Raw genomic sequence first — 24202 nt, forward strand, 5'->3', positions numbered from 1 at the left:
GATTGGCATTATGAGGCCTCCGACGAAGGCCGAGAGTTGTCGATTTCTCGTTACTTCGCGCTATCGAGGAGATGCAGCCGTGTGCCGCCGCGTCCCCGAGTCCTCGCAACAGAAAAATTGCAGTTTTTGAGCGATGGTGACCGTTGCAAAACCACTGTTCTTCCAGGCAGTCGGCCGTGTCCGAATCCGGAAGGCGGACATTCATGGGCTGAGCTTTGCAGGGCGAGCACGCAGACGTGTCCGTGACATGCGAACGGGCGAGCCGCACTACTCTGAAAAGATGTCGAAATCAGCGCACCTTCTCGGTGCCGGTTACTTCGCGGAAGAAATCATCGATCGCATCGACCATTTTCGACAGCTGCAAGCAGCCCTCAGTGGTTGGCTGCTGCCGGCCGGGGCGGCATTCGAATGAACCACTGCGCTATCCTTGACCTGATGAAAAGCTGTCTTGACGCCGCTCCCACCTTCATCAAGGTTCTCCCAGTCAGACCTCTACAATCCGAGTTCGTCAACCTGATTGACGAGGCGCGTGACAGTCTGGTGCAGGAACTCGGGGCAATCCTAGACAGTCTGTATCTGTACGGCAGCGTGCCCAGAGCGATGGCCAAACCTGGAAAGTCGGACTTGGATTTGACGTTGGTGCTTTCGAGACCGCTTTCCACACCAGAGGCTGAATCTCTTGAGCGTGTCCGTTCCAACCTGGAGGCTGGCCATCCTGAAGTCACCAAGATCGATTTGGATCTGGGTGTACTTGAAGATGTGCTTAGCCCGGCCAATTTGTATAGCTGGGGCTACTGGCTCAAGCATGAGTGCCGCTGTATTTATGGTTCAGATCTGGCACTTCGGTTTCAGGCATTTCAGCCCTCACCTGCAGTTGCGAAAGCAGTCAATGGGGACTATGTCCAGGTTCTCCGCAACTACGTGACGCACATCTCTCAAGCACATGACGAAGACGCAACGAGACGGCTGAAAAAAGGTTCATCGAGGAATTCCGTGGAGATGAGCCCGTTCGTTTTGTAATCTGACGGCTGCGAAGCTGACATCGGAGAACAAATCAAATGCTGGACTCGAAGTTATTGCAGGCTCTTGGCGGCTGGGAGGGCTACGAGGTTGAACGTGTGCAGTGGCCCCAGGGCGATAGCCGCACCGTGTCGATCTATCTGAAGCCGCAGGCCAGCATCATGCATTGCGAACGCTGCGGTGGGCAGTGCAGCCAAGTCCATGAGACCACGACACGGCGCGTGCGCGATCTGGCACTGTTCGAGTACAAGGTGGCGCTGCATGTGCCGCGTCGGCGTCTGTGGTGCGATAGCTGTGGTGGCCCGCGCCTGGAGAAACTCAGCTGGCTCGGTCGCTACCAGCGCGTCACAGACCGTCTGGCACAGGCGTGCAGCCAGTTGCTTCGCAGCAGCAGCATCAAGGCAGTCGCGGCCTTCTTCGATCTTGGGTGGCACACGGTCAAGTCCATCGACAAGGCCTTATTGCTGGCCACTACCGCGCAGCCGCAATGGGAGCGGATCGAGTACTTGGCAATGGACGAGTTTGCGTTGCACAAGGGCCATCGCTACGCCACAGTCGTCGTCGACCCCATCAGCCGGCAGGTGCTGTGGGTGGGGCAAGGGCGCTCACGCGAGACGGCCCGCCAGTTCTTCGAGCAGTTGCCCGTTGGCGTTGCCCAGCGCATTCGCGCGGTTGCTATCGACATGACTACTGCCTACGAGCTGGAGATCCAGGCCAACTGCCCCAACGCCGAGATCGTCTATGACCTGTTCCATGTCGTGGCCAAGTATGGCCGGGAGGTTATCGACCGAGTGCGTGTCGATCAGGCCAACTTGCTGCGCCAACAGCCCTTGGCGCGCAAGGTGCTCAAGTCCAGCCGCTGGTTGCTACTGCGCAATCGCAACAAGCTGCAGGCTCAACAAGCAGTGCAGCTCAAGGAGCTGCTGGCGGCCAATGAGCCATTAATGGCGGTATACGTCTTGCGCGATGAGCTAAAACAGCTGTGGTTTTACCGTCGTCCGGCTTGGGCGCATCGCGCCTGGCAGCACTGGTGTGAGCAAGCGCGCCAAAGCGGTATTACAGCACTGAGCACCTTCGCTCAGCGCTTGCAAAGCTACCTGCACGGGATCATCGCCCGATGCCGGCATCCGTTGAACACAAGTGTTGTCGAGGGCATCAACAACACCATCAAGGTCATCAAGCGCCGGGCCTATGGCTACCGCGATCAGGACTATTTCTTTCTGAAGATTCGCGCAGCCTTCCCCGGTAATGCGCGATGAACCTGAAAAAAGAGGCTGCAAAAAAGCTGGTTCGCGCAACCAACGTCCTGCGCCTTGAGGCAGACCGTCTATGGCCTGAATCTCTGGAGGAATACACCACGTTTTTTTCGGTCCGATTTCCCGAAATGGCTGAACAAATGGAGTTCTTTCTTGAGCATGCCAAAACGCCCTCGGCAACGAACAACGTTTTCAATCAGAGGCTGGTGTTCTTTGTCGATTGGATGCAAGGGCTCCAGTGTTCATCCGCGTCTGCTCAGTACTAAACAGCAACGGCAGCAACCGGCCAGAAGCTGTCGTCCGGAACGTGGCCGCGAACGGCAGGTCTAGGCTGGTAGCCGTCATTCACACGTCCGCCCGTGAACGACCGCATCACACTACAGCGGACGCTGGACGCCTTTAGCAACATGTCACGACTTTCATAGTCACTCGTCGACAGCGGTACTAAGAGCGCGCATCTTCATGAGCGCGTCCAGCGAGAGGCTAATGCGCACCACGCGCTATAGCTGAAAGAACCATCTGAACGCGCGTCGAAGCGCCCTCAACTTGCATCCGTTTCCAATCTACGAGAACATGGACGATTACCGTGCATGCGAGAAATGGGGGGCAAATGAGCGTGGCAAGCGTGATCTCAACGGGGGGAGCTGGAGGCGACTTCGAACGGCGGGTTGGCGCCTATTTTCTGGGCCTGCTGCTCACGAAGTCGTTCATGCCTATCTTCTCCGACGCTGCCCCGCAACGCGTGCACTTCCAAGCTCGTCGACTCGGCTGGTGCATCGACGACCTGGTGGTGGAGGCACAGTCGGAAGCAGGCAAAACCCACAAGGTGGCCGCGCAGATCAAAAGAACCTTCACGCTCAGCCTCAAAGACGAGGAGTGCAGGGAGACGCTGGCGGCCGCCTGGATGGACTTCAACAACGCGGCGCTATTTCAGCAAGGCCGTGACGCGATCGTATTGGTCACCTTCCTGGGCACTAATCGGATTCAGCACGACGTGCGCTGGCTGATCGGTCAAGCAAGAGCAGCGGGAGACGCAGCCGACTTCTTGGCGCGCCGCCAAGGCCAGGGAACTTTGAACAAACAAGCCAAGGCCGACTACGACACGATCAAAGCAATCCTTGATCATGCGAACGGCTTACCGGTGGCCGATGAGAGCGTCTGGCGGTTCTTGCAAGCCTTCCACGTTCTCAGCTTCGATTTTCAAGATGCAGCAGCGAAGGACGTAGCCGCGATCTTGACGCTCCTCGCCTCGCTGCGGGCTGCTGGCGCGGAAGCAGACGCCGCGTCGAGCAGTTGGAGCGAACTGATCGACTATGCTGGATTGGCTGCGGCTGAGGGCCGCAGCGTCGACTTCGCTTCGCTGCCGGAACGCGCCAAGGCCAGGCACAGGCAAGTCCCGTCCTCCAAGCATGGCGAGTTGTCAAGACTTCGACAGCACTCAGCGACGACGTTACGGCGGCTCGCGGCGGCCGGCCCGCAGGGGATCATGTTCGACCGATCCGAGCTGCGTGCTCAGCTGGAGGCAGCGGTAGCGCAGCAGCAGGTGGTGCTCGTGGTCGGTCCCGCCGGCAGCGGCAAGTCCGTGTTGGGAATGAACTACCTGTCGGTCACGGCTAGCGCTGAGACGAACTTCGCCTTCTCCGCAGAGGAGTTCAAAGCCGCGCACATCGATCAGGTCTTGACCAATGCGAGCCTCAATCTCACGTGGAAAGAGTTGGAGGGCTTGCTGCCGCTCCACCGCAAGACGTTCTTTATTGACGGCCTTGAGCGATTGCTTGAGGCGAGCGAACGAGCAGCGTTCAAGGACTTGTTGCTAGGCGTCAAGGACGACAGCTCGATTTCGCTCGTGATCACGTGCCGCGACTACTATGCGGAGGTCGTCGAGCGCAGCTTGCTGGCGACGAGCAATGTCACCTTCGCGAAAATCGTAGTCGGCGGCCTTTCCGACGCGGAGCTTTCGCAGGCCGAAGCCGCGGCTCCGACTTTGCAACCCTTGCTCGCGAATCAGAGTCTGAGGCCGCTCCTCAGAAATCCATTTCTTCTGACGCGCGCGTCCCAACTTCGCCTCGCGCAGGGCGAATCCATTCCACAGACTGAGCGCGCGTTGCGGCGCAAGATGTGGAGCGAGCTTGTTCGTGACGACGCCTATGTCGCGGACGGCATGCCGTCCAAGCGCGAAAAGGTCTTCTTTGACGTCTGCATTGCGAGGGCGCGGGCGCTTCGCCCATACGTTGAAGTCGCTGACGTCGACGGCGCCCTGCAACGGCTTGGAAACGCCAATCTCGTGGCGAACGATGAGTTTCATCGGGTCGCGGCCGCTCACGACGTTTTCGAGGACTGGGGGCTCGTCGAGTGGTTCATGCGCCGATTTGAAGCGCACTCCGGCAGCTCGACGGCTATGGCAGGGGAAGTTGGGGGCCATCCCGCGCTGCGGCGCGCCTATCGCAAGTGGCTAACAGAGCAACTCGACGTCGATAGGACGTTAGTGGACCAGTTCATCTCCGAGGTGAGCTCCGAGAAGTCGCTCTCGCCCCACTTCGTCGATGACACCTGGCTCGCTGTCTTTCAATCGAGCGCAGCGGGCTCGTTCATGACAGCCTTCGCCGGCAAGCTGCTTGCTGATGAAGGCGCGTTGCTTCAACGAGTGCTGCACCTAATACGCGTCGGCTGCAAGACCGTTTCGCCCAAAGCGCAGGGGGTTGATGCTTGGCTTCGATGGCACGTTCCGACGGGAAGCGCTTGGCCGATACTGCTCGCGTTCATGGACGAGAACTGGGAGGCGTTGCCCAGGCGAATGGATTCCCTGCTCGTCGCCTTCATAGAGGATTGGTCCGCAAACATTTCTGGCAGCGAACAGCTACCCGAAGGCGCCGTCAGCGTCGGCTCTCTAATCGAAAAGTTGCTTGCGCTCCCAACGGACGCGCCCGGACGAGTGATCCCCAGAGAGCGACTCGTCGAAATCCTGATGAAGGCGCCCCGCGCGAACGAGTCGCTCTTCAAGAGAATTGCTAGCAGGGCATCCACGCCCGGATCGATCCGTCACGACGAAGATGCCAGGCACTTCGCCAAGCTCACTTTCGAGCCCTTCAAGGCCATCGCCTTTGCCAGCGCATTCCCGCGCGAGCTCCAGGCGGTCTGCCTAGGTCGGTGGTTCGCCAGTGATAAAGACGATCGGTGGAATTCCTCGCGTGAATTGGAGGCGGTGTTTGGGCTGACGCACAGTTACGAGCACCGCTTCTTCCCTCCGTCCTCGATGCAAGGACCCATGTTGTTCTTGTTGCGCGCCCATCCTTCCGAGGGCGTGCGGTTCATCGTCAATTTAATCAATCAATGCTGCTCCATCTACAAGGCTAACTCACAGCGGTGGCGCCTGATCGAGCCACCGCACGAAACTGAGCTAACGCTATCCGACGGCAGGGCGCGGTCCATCCTGGAAAATCAACGGCTGTGGCAGACGTATCGAGGAACCCACGTCATGCCCGCCGTGATGGAGTGCGCCCTGATGGCTCTGGAAGCATGGCTTCTCGACATTGCGAAGGGCTCGGCAACGCCCGAGGTTTTCCAAAGTTTTCTGAACTACATCTTGGGTAACTCGAACAACGCCGCGTCGTTGGGGGTTGTGGCCAGCGCCTGCCTCGCGCACCCGGGTCTAGCCGGCGATTGCTGCGTAAGTATCCTCGGATCCGCCGAGTTAATCCGAATGGACGTGGCGCGCATGATGACGGACAGGACTGCGCTCGCTCCCGGTGGCTTCGACGTCTTCTCTCAAATGTTCCAGCGCGAGCGGCTCGACTCGAAGGCGCTTCCGCATCGAAAACACCATCTCGAAGAACTTGCCATTCAGCTCCAGCTTGGCCCGCAGCGAGCGTCGGTGGAAGCGTTGCTGGACCGCTATCTCGCTGCGTTGCCACCCGAGCAGGAGCGGACCACAGAACAATCGCAGTGGATGTTGGCGCTGCGGCGAATGGATCTCAGAACATACGATCGCAGGGATGTCGGCGACCAGGTCGAATTCACCATGGGTGAGCTTCCGTCAGATGTCCAAGTCCTGGTGCAGGATTCGCAGGCCGGCCAAGTCGAGTTCATGAAGCGCATCGAGCTTCAAAACTGGGCTCACCAACACAAGGACGATGGAGTCGCTGCTGGCGATGAGTCGTGGCGTGACAAATTGGCGTTGGCGAAAGAGGTGGAGGGCCAAGTCGCAGTTCGTGGCACCCGCGACATCCTCGAAGGAGGAGGCCGGATGGTGGCGGCGGTGATTGCGCGAGATCGCTGGGCTGTCCTCGACCCTGTGGATCGGCAGTGGTGTCTTGAAACCATTGTGGGTTGCCTTGGGGAGATCCCCTCAGAAGACATCTTCGGAGGCAGCATCCCCGTCGACGGGAAGATGGAGTGCGCGGCAGCGATCGGCGCTCTTGCGCCGCAGGTGAGTCAAGCCGACGCCGAGCGGCTGCTCGAAGTTTCTTTGACTCACTGGAATCGGCATGTGCAGCAAGCCGCCGTCCAGAGCTTGGCGCATCAACGTCTATGGGATGCACCGTCTCTGTTGAACTTCGCTTTACACGTGCTGGTTGCCGCTGCGTTTACGACCTGTGAACAGGACGCCGAACTGGAAGAACTTCCATGGAATCAACATCCGTCCGCGTCCGAGTTGTTACACCAGCGTCAGGCCCGACTTGTTGCCATTGACAGGTCGATGTGGGGCAGCGCGCCGCCGCTGCTTGATCCGCACTTGCTGCGGCACGACCATACGCTTGCCCTCTACCTGTTGCCTGTCTTCCGCTCCCACATCCGGAGTCCGCTCGCCCTTCAACTCTTTGAATGGATCGGCGATCAGTTCGAGCGGTGGTGGGATCGGATGCATGAAGACCGCGACCAAAACTTCGAGCTACACATCGCCGCGCAGGAGGCCTTCGCGGACTTCTTGATCAAGTCGGAGGCGTCCGTCGGGGCCCATCTGCTGCAACGCGTCCTGCCCCAAGTCGCCAGCGAGCCCGACGAATTCGCCAAGTTGCTCGACGACTTGATACGGGCGGCGGATGCCCGTGGGGACGGAACGAACTTTTGGGCACTCTGGGCACTGATTGCCGCAGAAGCGCAAAAGGCTAAGTGGTTTGCAGAACTTCGCGATGACCGGTCGTGGGGTGGTTCGCTGATCCGGTCGTTGTTGCTCACCAAGGGGTGGAAGGCGGGCGTTCGGGAGTGGAGGTTGCTTGGGGCGGCGAGCCAACGCGTCGACGCCCTCTTCGTGGCTTTGCCTGTCAACAGCCTAGCCTTGGAGGCTTACGGTGATTACCTGCTCTCAATTGGAACGCCGTCTTTGCCAGACGCGGTAAAGCTCATTCAGTCGCACATGGGCGACAGGCTCGAAGCTGCACTCAGAACATCGAGTTCAGCAAGGACTGCGATGGACCAACTCGTGTCTCGTCTGATGTTCGAGGACTTGCCAGGATTACAGTCGATGAGGCTACGCGCGCCGACACTCGCGCTGCTGGATGCTCTCGTTCAAGTGGGTTCATCGAACGCGTTTCTGCTTCGAGAAGACTTTCTGACGCCTTCCGGCGGCGTCGGGCGATGAACCTGACTAGGAGTAGTAGGCGCGTTGTTGCCCTGTGTCCATACCGCGCTCCGACGTGAATCGACTAGCATTTGCTAGATGGCTTCAGACTTCACGCGGTTGGTTCATCGCTTTCACTGAGCGACTGCTGCAGGGCGAAAAGCAGCCGTTCAGTTGCCGTGTCAATGGGCAGCAATCGCTGCTAAGCAGTCACTGTTCGGCGCAGCTTGAATGGCTGCAATGGGTCGAACAGAGACAGTAGCTCTCGGCCACAAACAGTCCACGTGCTTCCAGCAGAATATGCTCTCGCCTTTGGAATGCCAGAAATTGGAGACAGCAGAGAGAGCCGCCCTACCGCCCTAGCACTATGAATCAGATATCTATCCGACCAATGAGCATTGGGGACTACGACAGCGTCACCGCAATGATGAAGAAAACAGACGGGGTTACTTTTCGGGATGCAGATTCACGGGAAGCGACTCAGCGCTACCTGTTGCGCAACCCTGGTTTGAGCTTTGTTGCGTTAGAAGGCGAGCATATCGTCGGATGCATCATGTCAGGCCACGATGGTCGTCGCGGCTACTTGCAGCGCCTCGTAGCCCTGCCTACACACCGAAAACGCGGCATTGCTTCAGGGCTGCCTGGATGGACTTGAAAGACTCGGCATTCATAAGAGTCACATTGATGTTCTCCAAGAGAACCATGCTGCCCACGCTTATTGGGAAGGCAGAGGATGGAAGCTGAGGGCGGACATTCGCCGGTATTCTTTCGTGCGCTCTGGCAGTGATAACGCTTAGAGGCAAGCAGCAGACATCCTCGAACGTCTGCAATGGCTCTATTCACAGCCAACGACTTGCAGGTACTGAACGCGTGTTTCACAAGCTCTCATGCCAACCATTCTTCGCGCTATTGCATCGCTGGCCGTTCTGCTTTTTTCATCCCTGGGCTTTGCCCAGACGTTGAGTTTGACCTTTGATGATGGACTGAACCCCGACAAGCAGATCCAGGCGCAGGTTTGGAATCAGCAGATCATTACCAGCCTCAAAGACTCTGGCATCACAGCGATGGTATTCCCCTCGCTCATTCGCATGGGCGGTGATCGAGGAATGGGGCTCGTCATGGATTGGGCCAAGGCAGGTCATGCGGTAGGCAACCATACGGCGACACACCGCAGTCTTGCATCCACAGAGATGACATTGAACGAGTTCATTGCGGATGTGAAAAAGGCCGATGCAGCTCTGCGTCACATTCCGACTTGGGTGCCGATGCTTCGTTTTCCTTACCTGAAAGAAGGTGATACGCTGGAAAAGCGTGACGGTATCCGGTCCTGGATGAAATCAAATGGATATAGACCGGCTCCAGTCTCCATTGATGCCAGCGATTGGTACTACAACAAGATCTATTCCTCGCTGCTACGAGCTGGTTCACACGACAAGGCTGTCCGGGTAAAGTTGGCCTACATTGAACCACTTGCTTGACCGGGCTACTTACTATGAAGGCCTGGCCAGGCAGGTACTTGGTCGAAGCCCTGCGCATGTGATGCTGCTGCACACCAATGAGATCAATGCGGCAACCATGCCTGATATCGTTTCGGCCTTTCGCAAGCAAGGCTGGACGTTCGTACCAGCAACAACCGCCTTCAAAGATCCTGTCTACTCTTCGCAGCCTGACATATTGCCTGCTGGCGAAAGCGTCGTATGGGCAAGCGCGAAAGCGCGCGGCATTTCTGGCCTGCGCTATCCCGCCGAGGACTCGGTCTATGAAGAACCCAAGCTCCGCCTGGAGTCACTAGTACCTTAGCAGTCCTCTTAGGGGCGTTCAGAGACGGCCGCCCGCCGGCCAGAAGCAGTTGTCAGGATTGTTCGCTGGTGCGGCCGCTCACCGGAACACGCCAATCGCTTCCACGAGATTTTTCACCTGCCATTGCAGGCTGCTCGACGCCTGCGTCCCCTGAGTCACCAGTTGCGCGTTCTGCTGCGTCAGATAGTCCATGTCCGCCACCGACTTCCCGACCTGGCTGATCTCCTCGCTTTGTTCGCGCGTGGCCTTGCTGATCTCGGCAATGAAGTCCGCCACGCTGCGCGCCTGAGAAACGATATCCCCGATATTGCTCCCCGCATCGCTGACCACCAGAGAGCCCGCCTCGACGGTGGCCGTGCTGGCCTGAATCAGCGCCTTGATCTCCTTGGCGGCATCGGCGCTGCGCTGCGCCAGGGCCCGCACCTCACCGGCAACCACGGCAAACCCCCTGCCATGCTCGCCTGCGCGGGCGGCCTCCACGGCCGCATTCAGCGCCAGCAAGTTGGTTTGAAAGGCAATGCTGTCAATCACGCCGACGATGTCGGCAATGCGGCGGGAGTTGGCCGTAATCGACTCCATGGTGGAGACGATCTGATCCATGGACTGGCCCCCGCGCAAGGCCGCCGCGCTGGCTTCGCTGGCCAGCACACCGGCTTTTTGGGCTGTATCGGCGCTGGACTGAACCCGGGCCGTGATCTGCTCCATGGAGGCCGAGGTCTGGGCCACATTCACCGCCAACTGCTCCGTCTGCCCGTGCAGATAGCTGTTGCCCTGCTCGATCTCGTTACAGGCCTGCTGAACATTGAGCGCCTGCTGATTCACATCGTCCACCAGCCAGCGGAACATGAGACCGATCTGGTTGACCGTGCGCAGCGTGGTGCCGATTTCATCCGTGCGCTGCAGGTATTGCGTCTGCCGGTTGTTGCCGGTGGCCACGTTCAGCGACTGACGCTTGAGCAGCTCCAGCGGCGTGGCGAACTGGCTCTCGAGCAATAGCGTCATCACCATCAGGGCCACCGTCATGAAGGCCGCCATCGACAGGAACTGCATCTGGCTTTGAGCCAGCAGCCAGGCCCCAAGCACCAGAGCGCCCCACAAGGCCAGCGAGTTCAGGCGAATGCGCCGGCGCACCCCCATGTGCCGCCAGATCGACAGCAGCTTCCCCAGCCCCTTCTGGGAGACTATGCCTTTGTGCAGCTCGGGAGCTGAACCGCCCTTGTCGTGCATGGACTCATACAGCTTTTGCGCCGCCTCGACCTCTTTGCGCTCGGGCTGGGTGCGCACCGACATATAGCCCTTGGCCTTGTCATTGCGGATGATGGGAATGGCATTGGCCCGAACCCAGTAGTGGTCCCCGTTCTTGCGCCGGTTCTTGACCAGTGCGCTCCAGGGCTCGCCGCTTTTGAGCGTGGCCCACATGTCGGCAAAAGCGGCCGGGGGCATGTCCGGGTGGCGCACCAGATTGTGCGTCTGCCCGATGATCTCTTGCGGCTCGAAGCCGCTGACCTCCATGAACGCCTGATTGGCATATTTGATGTAGCTCTCCGTGTCCGTGGTGGACATCAGAGTTGCATGCTCATCAAAGCTGTACTCCCGCTGGGTTACCGGTGCGTTCACTCTCATATGTGCCTTCTGTGGTCAATGGCCTGACAAAACGAGATACCGCCCAGATTGAGTGAAGCCGGCACGCCTTGGGCACCCGTGCGATCGCTCCTTGAGCGCTTGCTTGTATCAAGTGCTTACATATTCCTTGACTGGTCTCAATTTTTGAATATAGATCAGATCTGATGTATCTACCTAGCATCTAATCAGATCTGATTCATCAAATCACCTTGATGGCTCTGAATTAATTTGATACAAGTCAATTTACAAATTCTGGATTCTTCTTGTTCGGCAACCAGGAGAGGCTCATGGATGCAATGGTCAGCACCAGCTACAGCATGGAATTGGTTGTACTGTCGTACGCGATTTCAATGATTGGCGCCTTCATTGCGCTGATCTCCGCCAGGCGACTTGAGCCGGAGATTGATGACCGTCAGAGCTATCTGATGAGCCTTGGCAGCACAGGGATTGCCCTGGGCGGCATTGGCGTATGGTCGATGCATTTCATTGCCATGCTTGCGCTGCGCATGGACCTTGGGACCGGCTACTCGGTATGGGAGACAGGCGTGTCGCTCATTGCCGCGGTGGCAATCTCGGCTCTGGCTTTTCATATCGTGGCTCGCAACCCGCGCAGCATTGGTCGTTTGTTGCTGGCCGGATCCATGCTCGGGCTGGGCGCCGTTGTCATGCACTACCTAGGCATGTATGGCATGCGTTTTGGAGGCCACCTGGAGTGGGACTATGAGCGAATCGCCATGTCGGTGCTTATTGCTCTGGTGGCTGCAACTGCGGCGCTGTGGCTGGCATTTCATACCGCACAGACAAGCATGCGCCTGCTTGCAGCAGCGATCATGGCCCTTGCCGTTTGTGCCATGCACTACACGGGCATGAGTGCGGCCGAGTTCATTTGCACCACGGAAAATCGCCTTGCAATTCCTTCGGGAAGGTATGTGCTCAGCGCGCTTGGACTGCCGATGGTGGTGGCTGTACTGGCCCTGGGCATGTCGATGGTTCTGCTGATGGACCTGGCGCTGGTATCTTTCCAAAAGAGCAGCACAAGAGCAGGCATCCCTCGCAAATGAATTGCGGCAGCAGACTCGTGCCCCTTTTTATGGAGCTTACTTCGCATTGCGCCACCATCAATCTCGACCTGTCTCGTTGGTGCATGTCGCTCGGTGACGAGCAAGCGGACCATTGATCATCACTCCAACTCTGTCTGCAAGGAATAGGTTCTGGGTATCTGGCTTGAGACGATCTCGATACCGGCACCAACCGCATCTATGCAACGCTGAAAGCAAGAGGAAACCTTGAAACACCTGCTCGGATGTTTTCTTTATCACAGTGAAATCGCCAGCGACGCCAGTACGAGCTGTGTCGCAGATATCACCAGAGTCTCACGCCGCTTCAATGAGGCTCATGGGATCACAGGAATCCTGATTTTTGACGGTCAGCGCTTCGTCCAATACATGGAGGGTCCTCAGCAGCAGGTGGTTGCACTGGCCCAAAAGATATCCCTGGACAATCGCCATACCAATTTCACCCCGCAGCACGAGGCAAGAGGCATAACGAGTCGCCTTTTCTCCGGTTGGACCATGGCTTACCTCTCGGTGGAAGATGCCGAGCCGTTGGCCCAAATGTGGGTTGTCGACGGAGATGCCGCAATGAGCTGCCTACAGCAGCTATTGCCAATGCTGGATGCTGCATAGCAGCTCCATTCAATTTCCTTGCTGCTGAAGCACTCTGATTTGCGCCGGTTCGAAGAGCGTGCCGAAACTGCCGCCTACAGGCCGGAAGCGGAATTTCAAACTGCTTTCATTCACTCCAGGCAAGACAGTTCTTCTTCGATACCCCTTTGCAGCTGACGCGGCGAAACGACTACCCCCTGCATTGTTGGCGTAGGGAATACGGCCGCAAGCATGCCGTCCTTTTCCATACCGGGAAGCCAACGACTCAGGAAATGGTGAACATCGATGCTTGCAGGGGAATTGCCAGCCCATTCGCCAACTGCACAAGCAATCGCGTAATCGGGATGTGGCCAAAAGGGGGCCACAGGATTTCCGTTGCGGTCCGAGGCTGTCACCCATCCACCCTCATTTCTCAGTCCCCACACCAATTGCCAGTCCGATACTCGGCCGATGAAATGCCGATAACGCTGATGACTGGCAAGTGCCGATACCGCCTGGAACTGTTGTCGGTTAAGTGGATATGACTTTTCCATGTGAGAACTGGAGCTGTATGAATGAGGCATTCTGTCACCAGGTTGGAGCCGAAGGGCCGGTCGCTCCAGCAATGATGAATTGGCGATAGCGCCGATGCACATGCCCGCTGTGGATCGAACAGTGGCAGCCGCAACCATGAACAGCCGGAAGCGGGCTGCCAGCAGATTTTCTTCTTGACCGCGTTGAGTCCTGATCCGCCTCCCCGTCTCAGCTACCCACCACAACCGCCCTGCTCGGCCACACGCTCATGCTGGCCAAAAGCCAGCCGGACCGGTATGGGCACCATGACCATCAAGGCTGCGCCGCATCAGCCCTGCCCTTGATGACGTATCCAGAGCGAAGGGCCCGGACTCGTTCGCCACGCCTATGCAGCCCCGATAGACTGGCCATCCGTTATCTCGAAGCAGCTCTCCCCGGCAAAGATATTCGTCAGGGCGGCTTTCAGTTCCTCGTACTCGCCGGCTGAAAGATCAAAGGCGATGGACATTTGCTTCGGCTCATCCATGTCCTCCTCCGCCTCGCGCTTGAACGTGACCTCCGCACCGGTACGCTTCAGCACAAACCGCTCAATGCCGCCATAGCGAGGTCTCTGCTGCCCGCACCACTCGACATGATAGGTATCCATGCCCAGTTCTTCATCCTGCTCGTCTTCATCCTCTTCGAAGGAGCGTTGGAGCATCAGGTAATGCTTGGTGTCGTGCTTCTTGTCGGCGAAGCCGACAAGGTGGCAGAAGTCCTCCGGGTCTTTTGTGGCGATGCAGGCTGCGTGAAAGGAGAGAGTGTTCATTTGGGTGTTCTTGAGGGTTCAGGGCTGCAACAGGCTTGGAGCTGGAATCCTATGCCGGGAAGGCCCTGATCACGAGCGCCGTGGATCGGCCGGCAGCAGTCTCCCGGCGTTTGCAGAATATGTGCTACAACGGCTTCATTGCTGCTTGACTTATTCGGTTGATGAGCCTCGACGCACCGACTCGACTACCGGCTGCTCCAAGATGGATGTTGGTTACTGGCGGAGCAGCCGTGATGTTCTGTGGACAGATTATCTGGGGCCTTCTTGCGACCTGGTCCATAGGGCCGGTGCCACCAGGCTCAAACCCGATGGCCCAATACCCTGCAGGTATTCAGTTCATGGTCGGGGCAGTGATGATGCCATTCATCGAGACGCTTGCAGGGCAAGGCAATCACTGCCAATTCAGGTCATCCGTCGTCTGCTGACATCCTCATGGTGGATTGCCGGACTGGTCTCCGTGATCGTATTCACTGCGATGCATGGCTGCACAGACCGTTTTGCGGTCACCATCTTGCTCGGAGCCATGGTGCTTTCTGCCGTTTTCGCCATAGAGGCGAAAAGGAATGGGAGACCTGTCCTTTGCACATACCTCACTCATGTGGCTGCAAACTCCAAGGTATTCAGCCTTCAGTTCCTCTGACGTAGGTCAGCTCAGGGCCATGTGCCGCAGCTGCTTTCGGCCGGAAACGGCTGCCCACGCAGAAGACCTGGCAGCAGAAGAGCCAGCGGGCATCAATCGATGGCCCCGATGCAACAGGCAGTGAGTTACTGCCTCGCCGATGGCAGACATCGGTACCGGCGTAGAAAGAATAGATTAGATACAAACCATCTTCACAACTCCGGTTGCTGCATCCAGGCTGCACAATGCGCCTGAATACTCTGGCAGACCATCGACAGGGAACGGCTCAATGGCTTGTCCTTGCGCAGCACCATTGCCAGTGTTCGCTGCAATCCTGGTGTGAGCGGGCGTGAGACCAGATCATCGCGCGCGCCTCGCCCCTGCATGGCCATGCGTGGAATTACGGCATAACCCAGGCCTATGGCGGCCATCTCCTTGAGCGCTTCGACGCTGTCGAGCTCCATCTGAGGGTGCGGCAGTTCACCGGCACGGCGCAGCCAGGCATCGACCACCCCGCGCGTGCTGGCTGATTTCTGCAAGGCAAGCAGAGGCAGGGATCTCAGCTCGGGCGCAGCAACCGCATCACCCGGCATCAGCATCTCCGGGCGGGCTACGGCCACCAACTCGTCGTGCAGAATGGGAGTGGCCAGCAAGGCGCGGCGGTTTACTGGCAAGGTGACCAGGGCCATATCCAGACTGTTGTCTTCCACGCGCTTTACACACTCCTCGGTATTGCCAGTGACCACCACGATGTCGATGCCCGGATGGCTGGCCCGTATCTGCCGCAGCACGGCAGGCAGAAGATAGAGACACACGGTCAGGCCCGTACCTATACGCACCTGCCCATTCACCTCGCGCGCATGGGCACTCAGCGCATGAGCCAGGCCTTCCAACGCCACGCTCACGGCGGGCAGTTGCTCCAGCAAGGCCTTCCCGGCAGCCGTCGGCACAGCACACCTCCCCACACGCTCTATGAGGCGTGTGCCGAGATGGCGTTCCAGTTGACGCACTTGCAGGCTGACCGCCGGCTGGGACAGTTGCAGCAGCTCCGCTGCCTGAGAAAAACTGCCCTCCTGAATGACCAGGCAAAAGCTCCTCAACAGCATCAAACCAGGGGCATTAGCCAAAGTTTCACTAATACCTTGCATAAACATCAAAAGATTCCTTATTGGTAAATCTCGGGCAAAGATTACTCCATGCAGCACGCTTCTACTTGCTCCCCCCTTCTTTCCCCGGCTCTGCCGCCGATCGACAGCGACCGCCTGTGGCGCCGCCTCGAAGACCTCGCCAAATTCACCCGAGCCGATATGCCCTGGACCCGCCGCGCCTTCAGCGCGGAATACCAGGCCGCACGCGCCTGGCTGCGCGAAGCTTTCGAAGCCGCGGGCCTGCAGGTGCGCCTGGATGCCGCAGGCAACCTCATTGGCCGCCGTCCCGGCCTGCGCGATGATCTGAAGCCCCTGGCCACGGGCTCGCACACCGACACGGTGAATGCCGGAGGACGCTTCGACGGCATTCTGGGTGTGCTGGCAGGCCTGGAAGTGGCCCGTGCCCTGCAGGACGCGAACATCACGCTGAAGCACCCCTTCGAGGTCATAGATTTCCTCTGCGAAGAGCCCAGTGACTACGGCATCTCCTGTGTGGGCAGCCGCGCCATGGCCGGTCAGCTCAGTGCCGACATGCTGGCCGCCCGCGACGGCCAGGGCGACACCCTGGGCCAGGCCCTGGAGCGCCTGGGCGCCCGCCCCGAAGCTCTGTCCGAGGCCGACCGCCGGCAGGACGGCTTTGCGGCCTTTGTGGAGCTGCACATAGAACAAGGGCCTGTGCTTGAGCGCGAAGGCCTGGACATAGGCGCCGTGACCGACATCGTTGGCATACGCCGCGCTCAGTTGTTCTTCGAAGGTCGACCCGATCATGCCGGCACCACTCCCATGAATGAACGTAGCGATGCTCTCGTGGCTGCAGCAATAATGATCCGCCAGGCCCAGCGCCTGGCGCTGCAATGGAGCCGCAGCACACCTCACTACGTGGTTGCCACGGTAGGTCGTATGAACGTCTACCCCAACGCCAGCAACACCGTTCCTGGCCAGGTGGACCTGACGCTGGAGGTACGAAGCAACCATGCCCCGATGCTGCAGGAGTTCTGGGAAATTCTGGCGCGGCGCTGCGGCCCGGCTATCGGGCGATTGGGCGTGAAGTGGCGCGTGGAGCCTCGCACCCATGTCGACCCCGTTGCCTGCGCGCCGCTGATTGCTGCTGCCGTGGAGCAATCCGCCCAGCGCCTGGGCCTGGGCTGTCGACGCATGCCGAGCGGGGCCGGCCACGATGCCATGTACCTGGCCCAGACCGGACACTCGGGGATGATCTTCATCCCGTGTCTTGATGGGCGCAGCCATAGCGCGGTGGAATGGGCTTCACCGGACCAGGTTCTGGCCGGCACCCAGGTGCTTGCCGCTACGCTGCTGAACCTGGATGAGCAAATGGACTAGCTGCAATCACGAATGCGAGTGGACCAGGCTCGTCCTGGTCCCTGCCTGTCATTCGTAGATGGGGCCTTGGATGGCTTCCGGGTTCGCGACGCAGCAATGATCGGCTTTTCAGGCTCACACTGCCGGCCAGGAGGGGGCATGAAAACTGGGCCCAAGGCTCAGGTGCTACTCAGGTCCGGATGGCGGCAGTCGATTCAAAATCAATTCATACTGAAGCAAGTCAGCAGGTGAAAAGCAACAGAAGACAACCTCTTCAATTGGCGAATGTTCCGACAGACTGTCCTGGACGGTCCTGACAGCCACTTGCGCAGCCAGTTCGATCGGGTACCCGTATATACCGGTGCTGATACTTGGGAAAGCAATCGAGGCAACCGCCTTCTCCTCCGCCAACTCTATGCATCGGCGATAACAGCCGGCGAGCAGCTCTGCTTCACCACTTTCCCCTCCTCTCCACACGGGTCCGACGGTGTGAATGATGTAGTGGGCTGATAGGCGATAAGCCTTGGTCACCTTTGCATCGCCAGTCTTGCAGCCTCCGAGCAGCCGGCATTCATGCACAAGGTCTGGACCTGCCGCACGATGGATTGCACCGTCGACGCCACCTCCGCCAAGAAGAGACGAATTTGCTGCATTGACAATGGCTCCCACATGAAGCGTTGTGATGTCAGAGCAGATGGCATGAAGGCGTGTGGGCATATCTGTACAGAGAAAGAACGGGCAGGCAGCCGATACTGCAATGGCAGACCTGTTTTGTAAACGCGTTGCCTGCGTAAGTGCCGATGAGCGATGCCGTTGTGCGCAACCCCATTCCCGAAGTGCCTTGAATCAGGAAGATCGCAATTTTGAGCGATCTTGACCGCTGCATGACTTCTGTTCTTGCGAGCATTCGATTGTCTGCACTGGGTCGATCTGCGACTTTCGCAGTCCGGCCAGAAGCAGACTCTTCTGTAATCGATCGCCAGTTCTGGTGAAAGCCCATCCGAACTAGCCACTGCCTGGCGCCTGAACGACAGCAAACCCCACAACACCAGTCCTTGGGCTCCATGTGTCCCGAGCGGCTGCCTGGCTGAACGTTCGACAGCGCGGCTCGCGCCGGCATCCTCATTTCGACCTGTGGCAGCCGTTGGACCTCGAATATCACTTGCACTGGATGCACTGCGAAGCAACGTCTTGGCGGCTGAAGCCAGCGAGAACGCTGCATTGAGAGTCATGCACCGAACGAAGCATGGGCGAATGGTGCTGGCTGCACGTAGCTACTCCATTTCGTCATCTAGCTAGCGTTTTACCGCAAGGGAAAGCACCAAGCAAAAGTAGCGCTTTTTTCCTTGAATTACTTATGAAAAATAAACAAAATTCATCCGGAATTGATTATGAAAAATATTCAAATAAGTATTGATAGGAAGCAAGCTTTGGTAACTCCCCGAACATAAAAAGACCGCGCCGCAGCGACTCAATCGAGCACCGGCCCGAACGCTGCAATAACTCCAGCCGGAGCTCTTCTCCCGAAGTTTTCCAAACAAACGCTTGAGCTGTGCCCATGGCACGGCAAGGAGGTGCTGCGCCCAAAAAAAGTCTACGACTCAACGGATATCCACGAATCCGCGCACTACGGCAACAGCAGCTCCAACCTGCTGTTGAACCACACGTTTCAAACACAACAACAGGAGACAGCGTGTTCATGTATCGCCGCAATTTCATTCAAACATTCCCTCGTAAAGCAAATCCGCTTCACGGATGAGCCCAAAACAACAAAGAACGGAACATTTCAGTATGGCTAAGAACAGCAATTGGATTTCGGTTGGGATTCTGGCGTCGGCAATTGCAGCATCCGCTGCAGTATTGGTAGGGTGCGGGGGCAATGACGGCAACGCCCACGCTGGCGTTTTGCCAGCAGTCTCTGAAGGCCCGCCTGGTAGTGCGTTCTGGGATGTCTACCGGCAGCCCGATGCTCAGGCAAAGGTTGGCTCGATTTACTGGGCTCAAGAGCGCTCGGATGCTCCAGCAGGCTCAAGAGCGTGGAACATCGTTTACGTATCGGAGATCGTGAATGGCGTAAAAAAATATGTGTCAGGTGAGATCTACGTGCCTACTGCCGCGACACAAGGGCCTCGCGACGTGGTTCTGTGGAATCACGAAACGACGGGCGTAGCAGATATATGTGCTCCGTCGCGGCGCAACCTGGTTGTGGACGGCGTGAGCCGGGTTCCCGGCATCAAGGATTTGCTTGCCAAAGGCTATGTTGTGGCCATGAGCGACTATCCAGGGCAGGGGTTGCCGGGCCCTGCCTGGTATATGTCCGGTCAGCCCAATGCGCGTGCATCACTCGATGTACTCCGAGCCGTGCAGAACTTCCCTGAAGCCAAGGCCTCTCAGCGCTACGTCATGTATGGCTGGTCTCAGGGGGGCCAAACGACCATGTGGACGGACGCCATTGCCTCAACCTATGCGCCTGAATTCACGGGATTGGGGGCTGCGTTGATCGCTCCGGCAGTGCGCATCCGGGAATTGACGCTCAACTCCATGACGCGGACAGAGCTCGCCGGCTATGTCATCTCCACCTTGCCGGGTATCAAGGCCGCACACCCGGAGCTCAAATATGGTGATTTTCTGTCCACTGAAGGTCTGGAACAGTTCCCGGCAATGGCCGATGGTTGCTTCGATATCTGGGAAACGGCATCCACTGTGACCAATCCCTATCAGGCTCAGGCACTGACACCAGGCAGTTCCTGGTGGAATGCGATGACCAGCGTCGACAACTTCACTCCTCGAGGCAAGACTCCGTTCGTCATCTACCAAGGCACGGATGATGTCCCGGTTCCAGCTCGCCTGACGGCGAAGGAGCGCCAGGCTCTGTGCAATGCGGGATCCAAGGTTGACTACAAAGAGTTCGCTGGTCTGGACCATGAAACCGTGGTTCCTGAAGCTGCAAAGCAGTTCCCTTCTTGGGCTCAAGAGCGCTTTGTCGGACAAGCCGCAGCCAGCAACTGCCCTGCTTCCTGAGAACAGGATTCTTGAAACGAGCGGTAGGTCGCGGACGGCCAGTTCGCGCCCTGCTGCCCACCTGCATTTGATGCAGCAGCTGAAAAGGAGGACGGCAACAAAGAAATCAAAGCATGGAGACTTCCTGTAATTCAAAGATTCATATAACGGAGACAAAGTTGTTTAGAAAAATAGCAAGCACATTTGCGCTGATGAGCCTGGGAGGGCTCGCACACGCACAATCATCTGTCCAGATCTACGGGATCGTGGATACGGCCGTCGAAACCATGAACAACGTGGGCGCAACCAAGTCCAGCCTCACACGCATGCCCAATCTGACGGGCAGCGTTCCATCACGCCTGGGCTTTCGCGGCCGCGAGGAGCTGGGAGGCGGATTGAGCGCATCCTTCACGCTGGAGATGGGTATCGGCCCCGACAGCGGAGCTCTCAACCAGGGCGGTCGCGGTTTCGGCCGCCAGTCCTTCGTCAGCCTCAACGGCCCCTGGGGATCGCTGGGGCTGGGCCGTCAATACACCATGCTGTTCTGGTCCGTACTCGACGCTGACGTGATCGGCCCGAGCCTGCACAGCATGGCCAGTCTGGACAACTACTTTCCCAATGCACGTGCCGACAATGCGATCTCCTACAAAGGCACGTTCTCGGGCCTGACGATCGGCGCGACCTATAGCTTTGGCCGCGATGCCGTCAATGCGGGCCCCAGTCCCGGCGGCACCAACTGCGCGGGAGAAAGCAGCACCGACTCCAAGACCTGCCGCGAGTGGTCGGCCATGCTCAAGTACGACACAGCGGCATGGGGGGCGGCGCTGGCACATGACGAGCTGCGCGGCGGCCCCGGTGCTTTCGCGGGGCTGACCAGCAGCGACAAAGTCGACAAGCGCACCATGCTCAACGGCTATGTGAAGCTTGGCGGCGCCAAGATTGGTGGTGGCTATATGCGTCGCAAGAATGACGGATATATCGCATCGCCGCGCAACGACCTGTGGTTTGTGGGCGTGGCCTACCCCATTGGGCAATGGACCGTGGACGCCCAGTACAACCAGCTCAAGTACAAGGACAACGCGGACAAGGGTCAGTTGCTGGTACTGCGCGGCACCTACAACCTGTCCAAGCGCACTGCGGCCTATGCCTCGCTGGGCTATATGAAGAACAGCGGCAATGCGGCCTTTGGAGCAAGCAGCGCTCAAGCTGGTGGAACGCCAATGCCTGGCGTCAATCAGACTGGCTTTGGCATGGGCCTGCGCCATATGTTCTGAGGTTGGAGCACAAATAGAGCGGGTGCGGGTAGCCTGGTGGCCCCCACTCGCTTGGTGCATGGAGCCGAATTCCGGATGAGTCTCTTGTGTCGATGCTCGTCCCAGCTTCCAGCCAGGACGCGACCATTCGTGCGCTGAGTCGTGCGTATTTCAGTCAGTAGAGCGGGTGCGAGACAATATCTCCGAATGACTCTCAGGCATGGCGGATTCAATCGGTCAATGCAACACATGCGCTGAACATCTCAGCGGCTGCGCACGACCTGCAAGGCATATCCGCCCTCCCCACAAGCCGAAACTGCCCTATTCCAGCCGCCATGGAACAAGTTCCTTTGACCTTTAAATTAGACTATTCAAAGTGCTGTAATGGACCGGGTTGCAACTACCGCCCCCGGCCATGAACAGCCTTTCAGCAGGATTCTCTGATTTGCAGTCGCCCTCTCTTGCCGAGGTAGGGCCCGTGGTCCTTGTTCTCCTTCCTGGAATGGATGGCACGGGTGAGCTTTTCGCACCGTTCGTTGCCGCATTGGGAAAGACGACGCCCATCGTCGTGGTGAGCTATCCAACTTCCGGCGCGCCGCAGACCTATACCGATCTGGCGGAACTTGCCACATCAGCCTTGCCGCGCAATGGCCGTTTGGTATTGTTGGGAGAGTCTTTCTCGGGACCTATTGCCATTTCGCTGGCAGCGGCATACCCGGGGCGCGTTGTGGGCGTTGTTCTGTGCTGCTCGTTCGTTCGCAATCCAAGGCCGGGTCTTCGCTGGCTCAGCGGCCTGGCGACCATGCCCGTTCCGCTTCCCCCTGCTCCAATACTGAACCTGATGCTTCTGGGCCGGTTTGCGACGCCGAGCCTGCGGGTTATGCTGCGCTCCGCCCTGGCCAAGGTTCAAACAGCGGTTCTACGTTCAAGGCTGAGAGCGGTGGTATCCGTAGATGTGCGAGCACATGCCAAAGCAATTGACGCTCCGGTTCTCTACTTGAAAGGGATACGTGACCGCCTGGTGCCGCAGTCTTCCGTGTCTGATGCAGAGCAGTGTCTTCGAAAGATAAGAGTTCAGGCGTTTGATGCTCCACACTGCCTACTGCAAGCCATTCCGCAAGAGGCCGCTGCGGTGGTGGCTGACTTCGTTCGGAACCTTGCAACACCACGAGAGAATTCGGGAGTACATGAATAGTGATTCGAGAGCATGGGCGCTGTGCCAGACCCCATGTCGCGCTGGCCTGCGCTGGCGCGGTCCGATGCACTCCCCCTACGATCGACACCTTACGATTTCAGAGCACCGCGTCGAAATTGAATGCATCACCGAGTGCTGCGATAGTGATCTCGGATGAATACGGGCAGATCGTTTGATGGCGGCGTAAAAGGTATCTGATACATCATGTCGCCAACAAAACCTCGGTGATAAGTGCTGTGATTCACGATATGCAGCACGATTTGCTCACGCGTCATGATGCCTTGTCCGCCTCCTACAAACTCGAAATGGACGACTTTCACAAGATCTTCGTCCGACCAGGTATCGACAAGCCCGGTGTACCAGGAATCCATTTCCTGAACCGCCTGCCATAGATCGTCAACCGCAGGCGTATGGTCTGTATTGCGTGCGGTGTAGCGGTGCTTCCTGCCTTGCAGGTGGTGCCTGAAGATATCGTCCACCACATAGACGTGGTTCAACGTATGCACCATGTTCCCGAACCGCGTCGGTCTTTGCCGAAGAGCCTCGCCTTCCGGTAGCTCCATCACGTTCTTGAACGTCAGGCCATTTGCCCAGGCCTTGTAGCGCACCAGCATTCTCAATGTGTCTACTGCCGATGCGGGCAGCGTGGCGCGCTCGTTGAATGGGGATGGGTTGTGTGGGTGCGGAAGGGTTGCGGACATAATCGAGAGTTCCTTGGAGGTCCTCAAAAACTGTGGAGACATGGAGGCACTCTGTGACCGGGTCTTCGACGATGGCGCCCAGATGGTCGTAGAAGAAGGCTCGTGCCTGCGTCGGCAGCATCACCTCTTCGGCATGAGGCCCAATCACGCCGATAGACGAGTGCGATTTGGCTGTCGGCCATGTCGGCGCCTCCAGATATACGCACATCTCTTGCTTCAGGGCAGGAGGTCGGCTCGATGCACGATATGGATTTTGTTGCCATCGGGATCGCGCAGATAGGCGCCGTAGTAGCCTTCTCCATAGTGAGGACGTGGTCCGGGAGCCCCTGCATCCCGGCCACCGTGCACCAGTCCATCGGCGTAGGCGGAGTCCACTGCTGCTGCTGACGGAGCCAGAAATGCCGCCATGTTGCCATTGCCGACGGTCGCTGGTTCTCCGTTGTACGGGCTGTAGACATAGAAGCGAGGCAGACTCGCATGTGCGCTTACCCAGCAAAGCGCCGCCGGCCCACCATCTGGCACCACGATCCGGCGCATCAGACCAAGCGGTACAAGCACCGCGTCGTAAAAGCGGCCTGACCGTTCAAGGTCACACGTTCCAACAGTCACGTGGCTAAACATCTCGTTCTCCTTGCTTTCCGTCATCGCCGCAGGGCACTTTTCACCAGGAGGCAGTCATGCAGAGTCATTTGCGAGAACGTTACACTATTAAATAATCAAATAGT

At 58.2% G+C, this 24202-nt stretch carries 21 protein-coding genes; 14 read left to right on the forward strand and 7 right to left on the reverse strand.

Going from position 1 to position 24202, the window contains the following annotated elements:
• Positions 1–133 precede the first annotated feature (133 nt).
• The 8 genes from NOX35_RS14025 (at position 134) to NOX35_RS14060 (ending at position 9633) form a co-directional block, all read left to right on the forward strand.
• The gene (locus tag NOX35_RS14025) at positions 134–412 is read left to right on the forward strand and encodes a hypothetical protein (protein ID WP_182282961.1); all 279 of its coding nucleotides are present in this window, start codon (positions 134–136) and stop codon (positions 410–412) included.
• The gene (locus NOX35_RS14030; protein ID WP_256493659.1) at positions 409–1020 is read left to right on the forward strand and encodes a nucleotidyltransferase domain-containing protein; all 612 of its coding nucleotides are present in this window, start codon (positions 409–411) and stop codon (positions 1018–1020) included. The genes NOX35_RS14025 and NOX35_RS14030 overlap by 4 nt, the downstream gene beginning before the upstream one ends.
• A gap of 38 nt (positions 1021–1058) precedes the next feature.
• A complete protein-coding gene (locus NOX35_RS14035; protein WP_256493660.1) occupies positions 1059–2279 on the forward strand; it encodes an ISL3 family transposase in 1221 nt (406 codons plus the stop codon).
• Positions 2276–2542 carry a hypothetical protein gene (locus NOX35_RS14040; RefSeq protein WP_256493661.1) on the forward strand — a complete coding sequence of 89 codons (267 nt, stop codon included), beginning with the start codon at positions 2276–2278 and terminating at the stop codon, positions 2540–2542. Before NOX35_RS14035 ends, NOX35_RS14040 begins: the two co-directional genes overlap by 4 nt.
• 344 nt (positions 2543–2886) lie before the next feature.
• The gene (locus NOX35_RS14045; protein WP_256493662.1) at positions 2887–7854 is read left to right on the forward strand and encodes a hypothetical protein; all 4968 of its coding nucleotides are present in this window, start codon (positions 2887–2889) and stop codon (positions 7852–7854) included.
• 370 nt (positions 7855–8224) lie between these two features.
• Positions 8225–8488: a GNAT family N-acetyltransferase gene (locus NOX35_RS14050; protein ID WP_232537942.1), complete on the forward strand. Its 264-nt coding sequence runs from the start codon at positions 8225–8227 to the stop codon at positions 8486–8488.
• A 232-nt stretch (positions 8489–8720) separates the two neighbouring features.
• Positions 8721–9311, forward strand: coding sequence for a polysaccharide deacetylase family protein (locus NOX35_RS14055; protein ID WP_232537943.1), 591 nt, complete (start codon positions 8721–8723; stop codon positions 9309–9311).
• Positions 9312–9372: 61 nt separating this feature from the next.
• Positions 9373–9633, forward strand: a complete 261-nt coding sequence (locus tag NOX35_RS14060) for a hypothetical protein (protein ID WP_256493663.1) — start codon at positions 9373–9375, stop codon at positions 9631–9633.
• Between the two features lie 78 nt (positions 9634–9711).
• Here the strand turns inward: NOX35_RS14060 and NOX35_RS14065 are convergent, their stop codons facing one another.
• Positions 9712–11256: a PAS domain-containing methyl-accepting chemotaxis protein gene (locus NOX35_RS14065; protein WP_256493664.1), complete on the reverse strand. Its 1545-nt coding sequence runs from the start codon at positions 11254–11256 to the stop codon at positions 9712–9714.
• 263 nt (positions 11257–11519) lie between these two features.
• Between NOX35_RS14065 and NOX35_RS14070 the strand changes: the two genes are divergently transcribed.
• Together NOX35_RS14070 and NOX35_RS14075 are read left to right on the forward strand one after the other, a co-directional pair.
• Positions 11520–12317 (forward strand): MHYT domain-containing protein, encoded by a 798-nt coding sequence (locus NOX35_RS14070; protein WP_256493665.1) that lies wholly within the window; start codon positions 11520–11522, stop codon positions 12315–12317.
• Positions 12318–12542: 225 nt separating this feature from the next.
• Positions 12543–12941, forward strand: a complete 399-nt coding sequence (locus NOX35_RS14075; protein ID WP_182282966.1) for a BLUF domain-containing protein — start codon at positions 12543–12545, stop codon at positions 12939–12941.
• A gap of 110 nt (positions 12942–13051) precedes the next feature.
• Here the strand turns inward: NOX35_RS14075 and NOX35_RS14080 are convergent, their stop codons facing one another.
• The 3 genes from NOX35_RS14080 to NOX35_RS14090 all read right to left on the reverse strand — a co-directional run bounded on the left by NOX35_RS14080 (position 13052) and on the right by NOX35_RS14090 (position 15966).
• Entirely contained in the window at positions 13052–13453 is a 402-nt protein-coding gene (locus NOX35_RS14080; RefSeq protein WP_256493666.1) for a DUF2750 domain-containing protein, read from the reverse strand.
• A 365-nt stretch (positions 13454–13818) separates the two neighbouring features.
• On the reverse strand, positions 13819–14241 hold the full coding sequence (locus tag NOX35_RS14085) for an Imm10 family immunity protein (RefSeq protein WP_256493667.1): 423 nt from the start codon (positions 14239–14241) through the stop codon (positions 13819–13821).
• An 831-nt stretch (positions 14242–15072) separates the two neighbouring features.
• Complete coding sequence (locus tag NOX35_RS14090) at positions 15073–15966, reverse strand: LysR family transcriptional regulator (RefSeq protein WP_256493668.1); 894 nt, start codon at positions 15964–15966, stop codon at positions 15073–15075.
• Positions 15967–16056: 90 nt separating this feature from the next.
• Between NOX35_RS14090 and NOX35_RS14095 the strand changes: the two genes are divergently transcribed.
• Positions 16057–17349 carry a Zn-dependent hydrolase gene (locus NOX35_RS14095; protein WP_256493669.1) on the forward strand — a complete coding sequence of 431 codons (1293 nt, stop codon included), beginning with the start codon at positions 16057–16059 and terminating at the stop codon, positions 17347–17349.
• Between the two features lie 165 nt (positions 17350–17514).
• Here NOX35_RS14095 and NOX35_RS14100 read toward each other — a convergent pair whose 3' ends face one another.
• Positions 17515–18045 (reverse strand): O-acetyl-ADP-ribose deacetylase, encoded by a 531-nt coding sequence (locus NOX35_RS14100; RefSeq protein ID WP_182282970.1) that lies wholly within the window; start codon positions 18043–18045, stop codon positions 17515–17517.
• A 1038-nt stretch (positions 18046–19083) separates the two neighbouring features.
• On the opposite strand from NOX35_RS14100, the gene NOX35_RS14105 reads away from it, so the two are divergent.
• From NOX35_RS14105 to NOX35_RS14115, 3 genes are all read left to right on the forward strand, one after another.
• On the forward strand, positions 19084–20349 hold the full coding sequence (locus NOX35_RS14105) for an alpha/beta fold hydrolase (RefSeq protein WP_256493670.1): 1266 nt from the start codon (positions 19084–19086) through the stop codon (positions 20347–20349).
• Between the two features lie 158 nt (positions 20350–20507).
• Positions 20508–21602 (forward strand): porin, encoded by a 1095-nt coding sequence (locus NOX35_RS14110; protein WP_182282972.1) that lies wholly within the window; start codon positions 20508–20510, stop codon positions 21600–21602.
• A gap of 394 nt (positions 21603–21996) precedes the next feature.
• Complete coding sequence (locus NOX35_RS14115; protein ID WP_182282973.1) at positions 21997–22776, forward strand: alpha/beta fold hydrolase; 780 nt, start codon at positions 21997–21999, stop codon at positions 22774–22776.
• Between the two features lie 125 nt (positions 22777–22901).
• Here the strand turns inward: NOX35_RS14115 and NOX35_RS14120 are convergent, their stop codons facing one another.
• Together NOX35_RS14120 and NOX35_RS14125 are read right to left on the reverse strand one after the other, a co-directional pair.
• On the reverse strand, positions 22902–23477 hold the full coding sequence (locus NOX35_RS14120) for a DinB family protein (RefSeq protein ID WP_256493671.1): 576 nt from the start codon (positions 23475–23477) through the stop codon (positions 22902–22904).
• 216 nt (positions 23478–23693) lie between these two features.
• On the reverse strand, positions 23694–24098 hold the full coding sequence (locus NOX35_RS14125) for a VOC family protein (RefSeq protein WP_256493672.1): 405 nt from the start codon (positions 24096–24098) through the stop codon (positions 23694–23696).
• Between the last annotated feature and the right edge of the window lie 104 nt (positions 24099–24202).

It is taken from the genome of Comamonas sp. C11 (assembly GCF_024496285.1).
In the GTDB taxonomy this organism is placed as follows: Bacteria; Pseudomonadota; Gammaproteobacteria; order Burkholderiales; family Burkholderiaceae_C; genus Comamonas; species Comamonas testosteroni_F.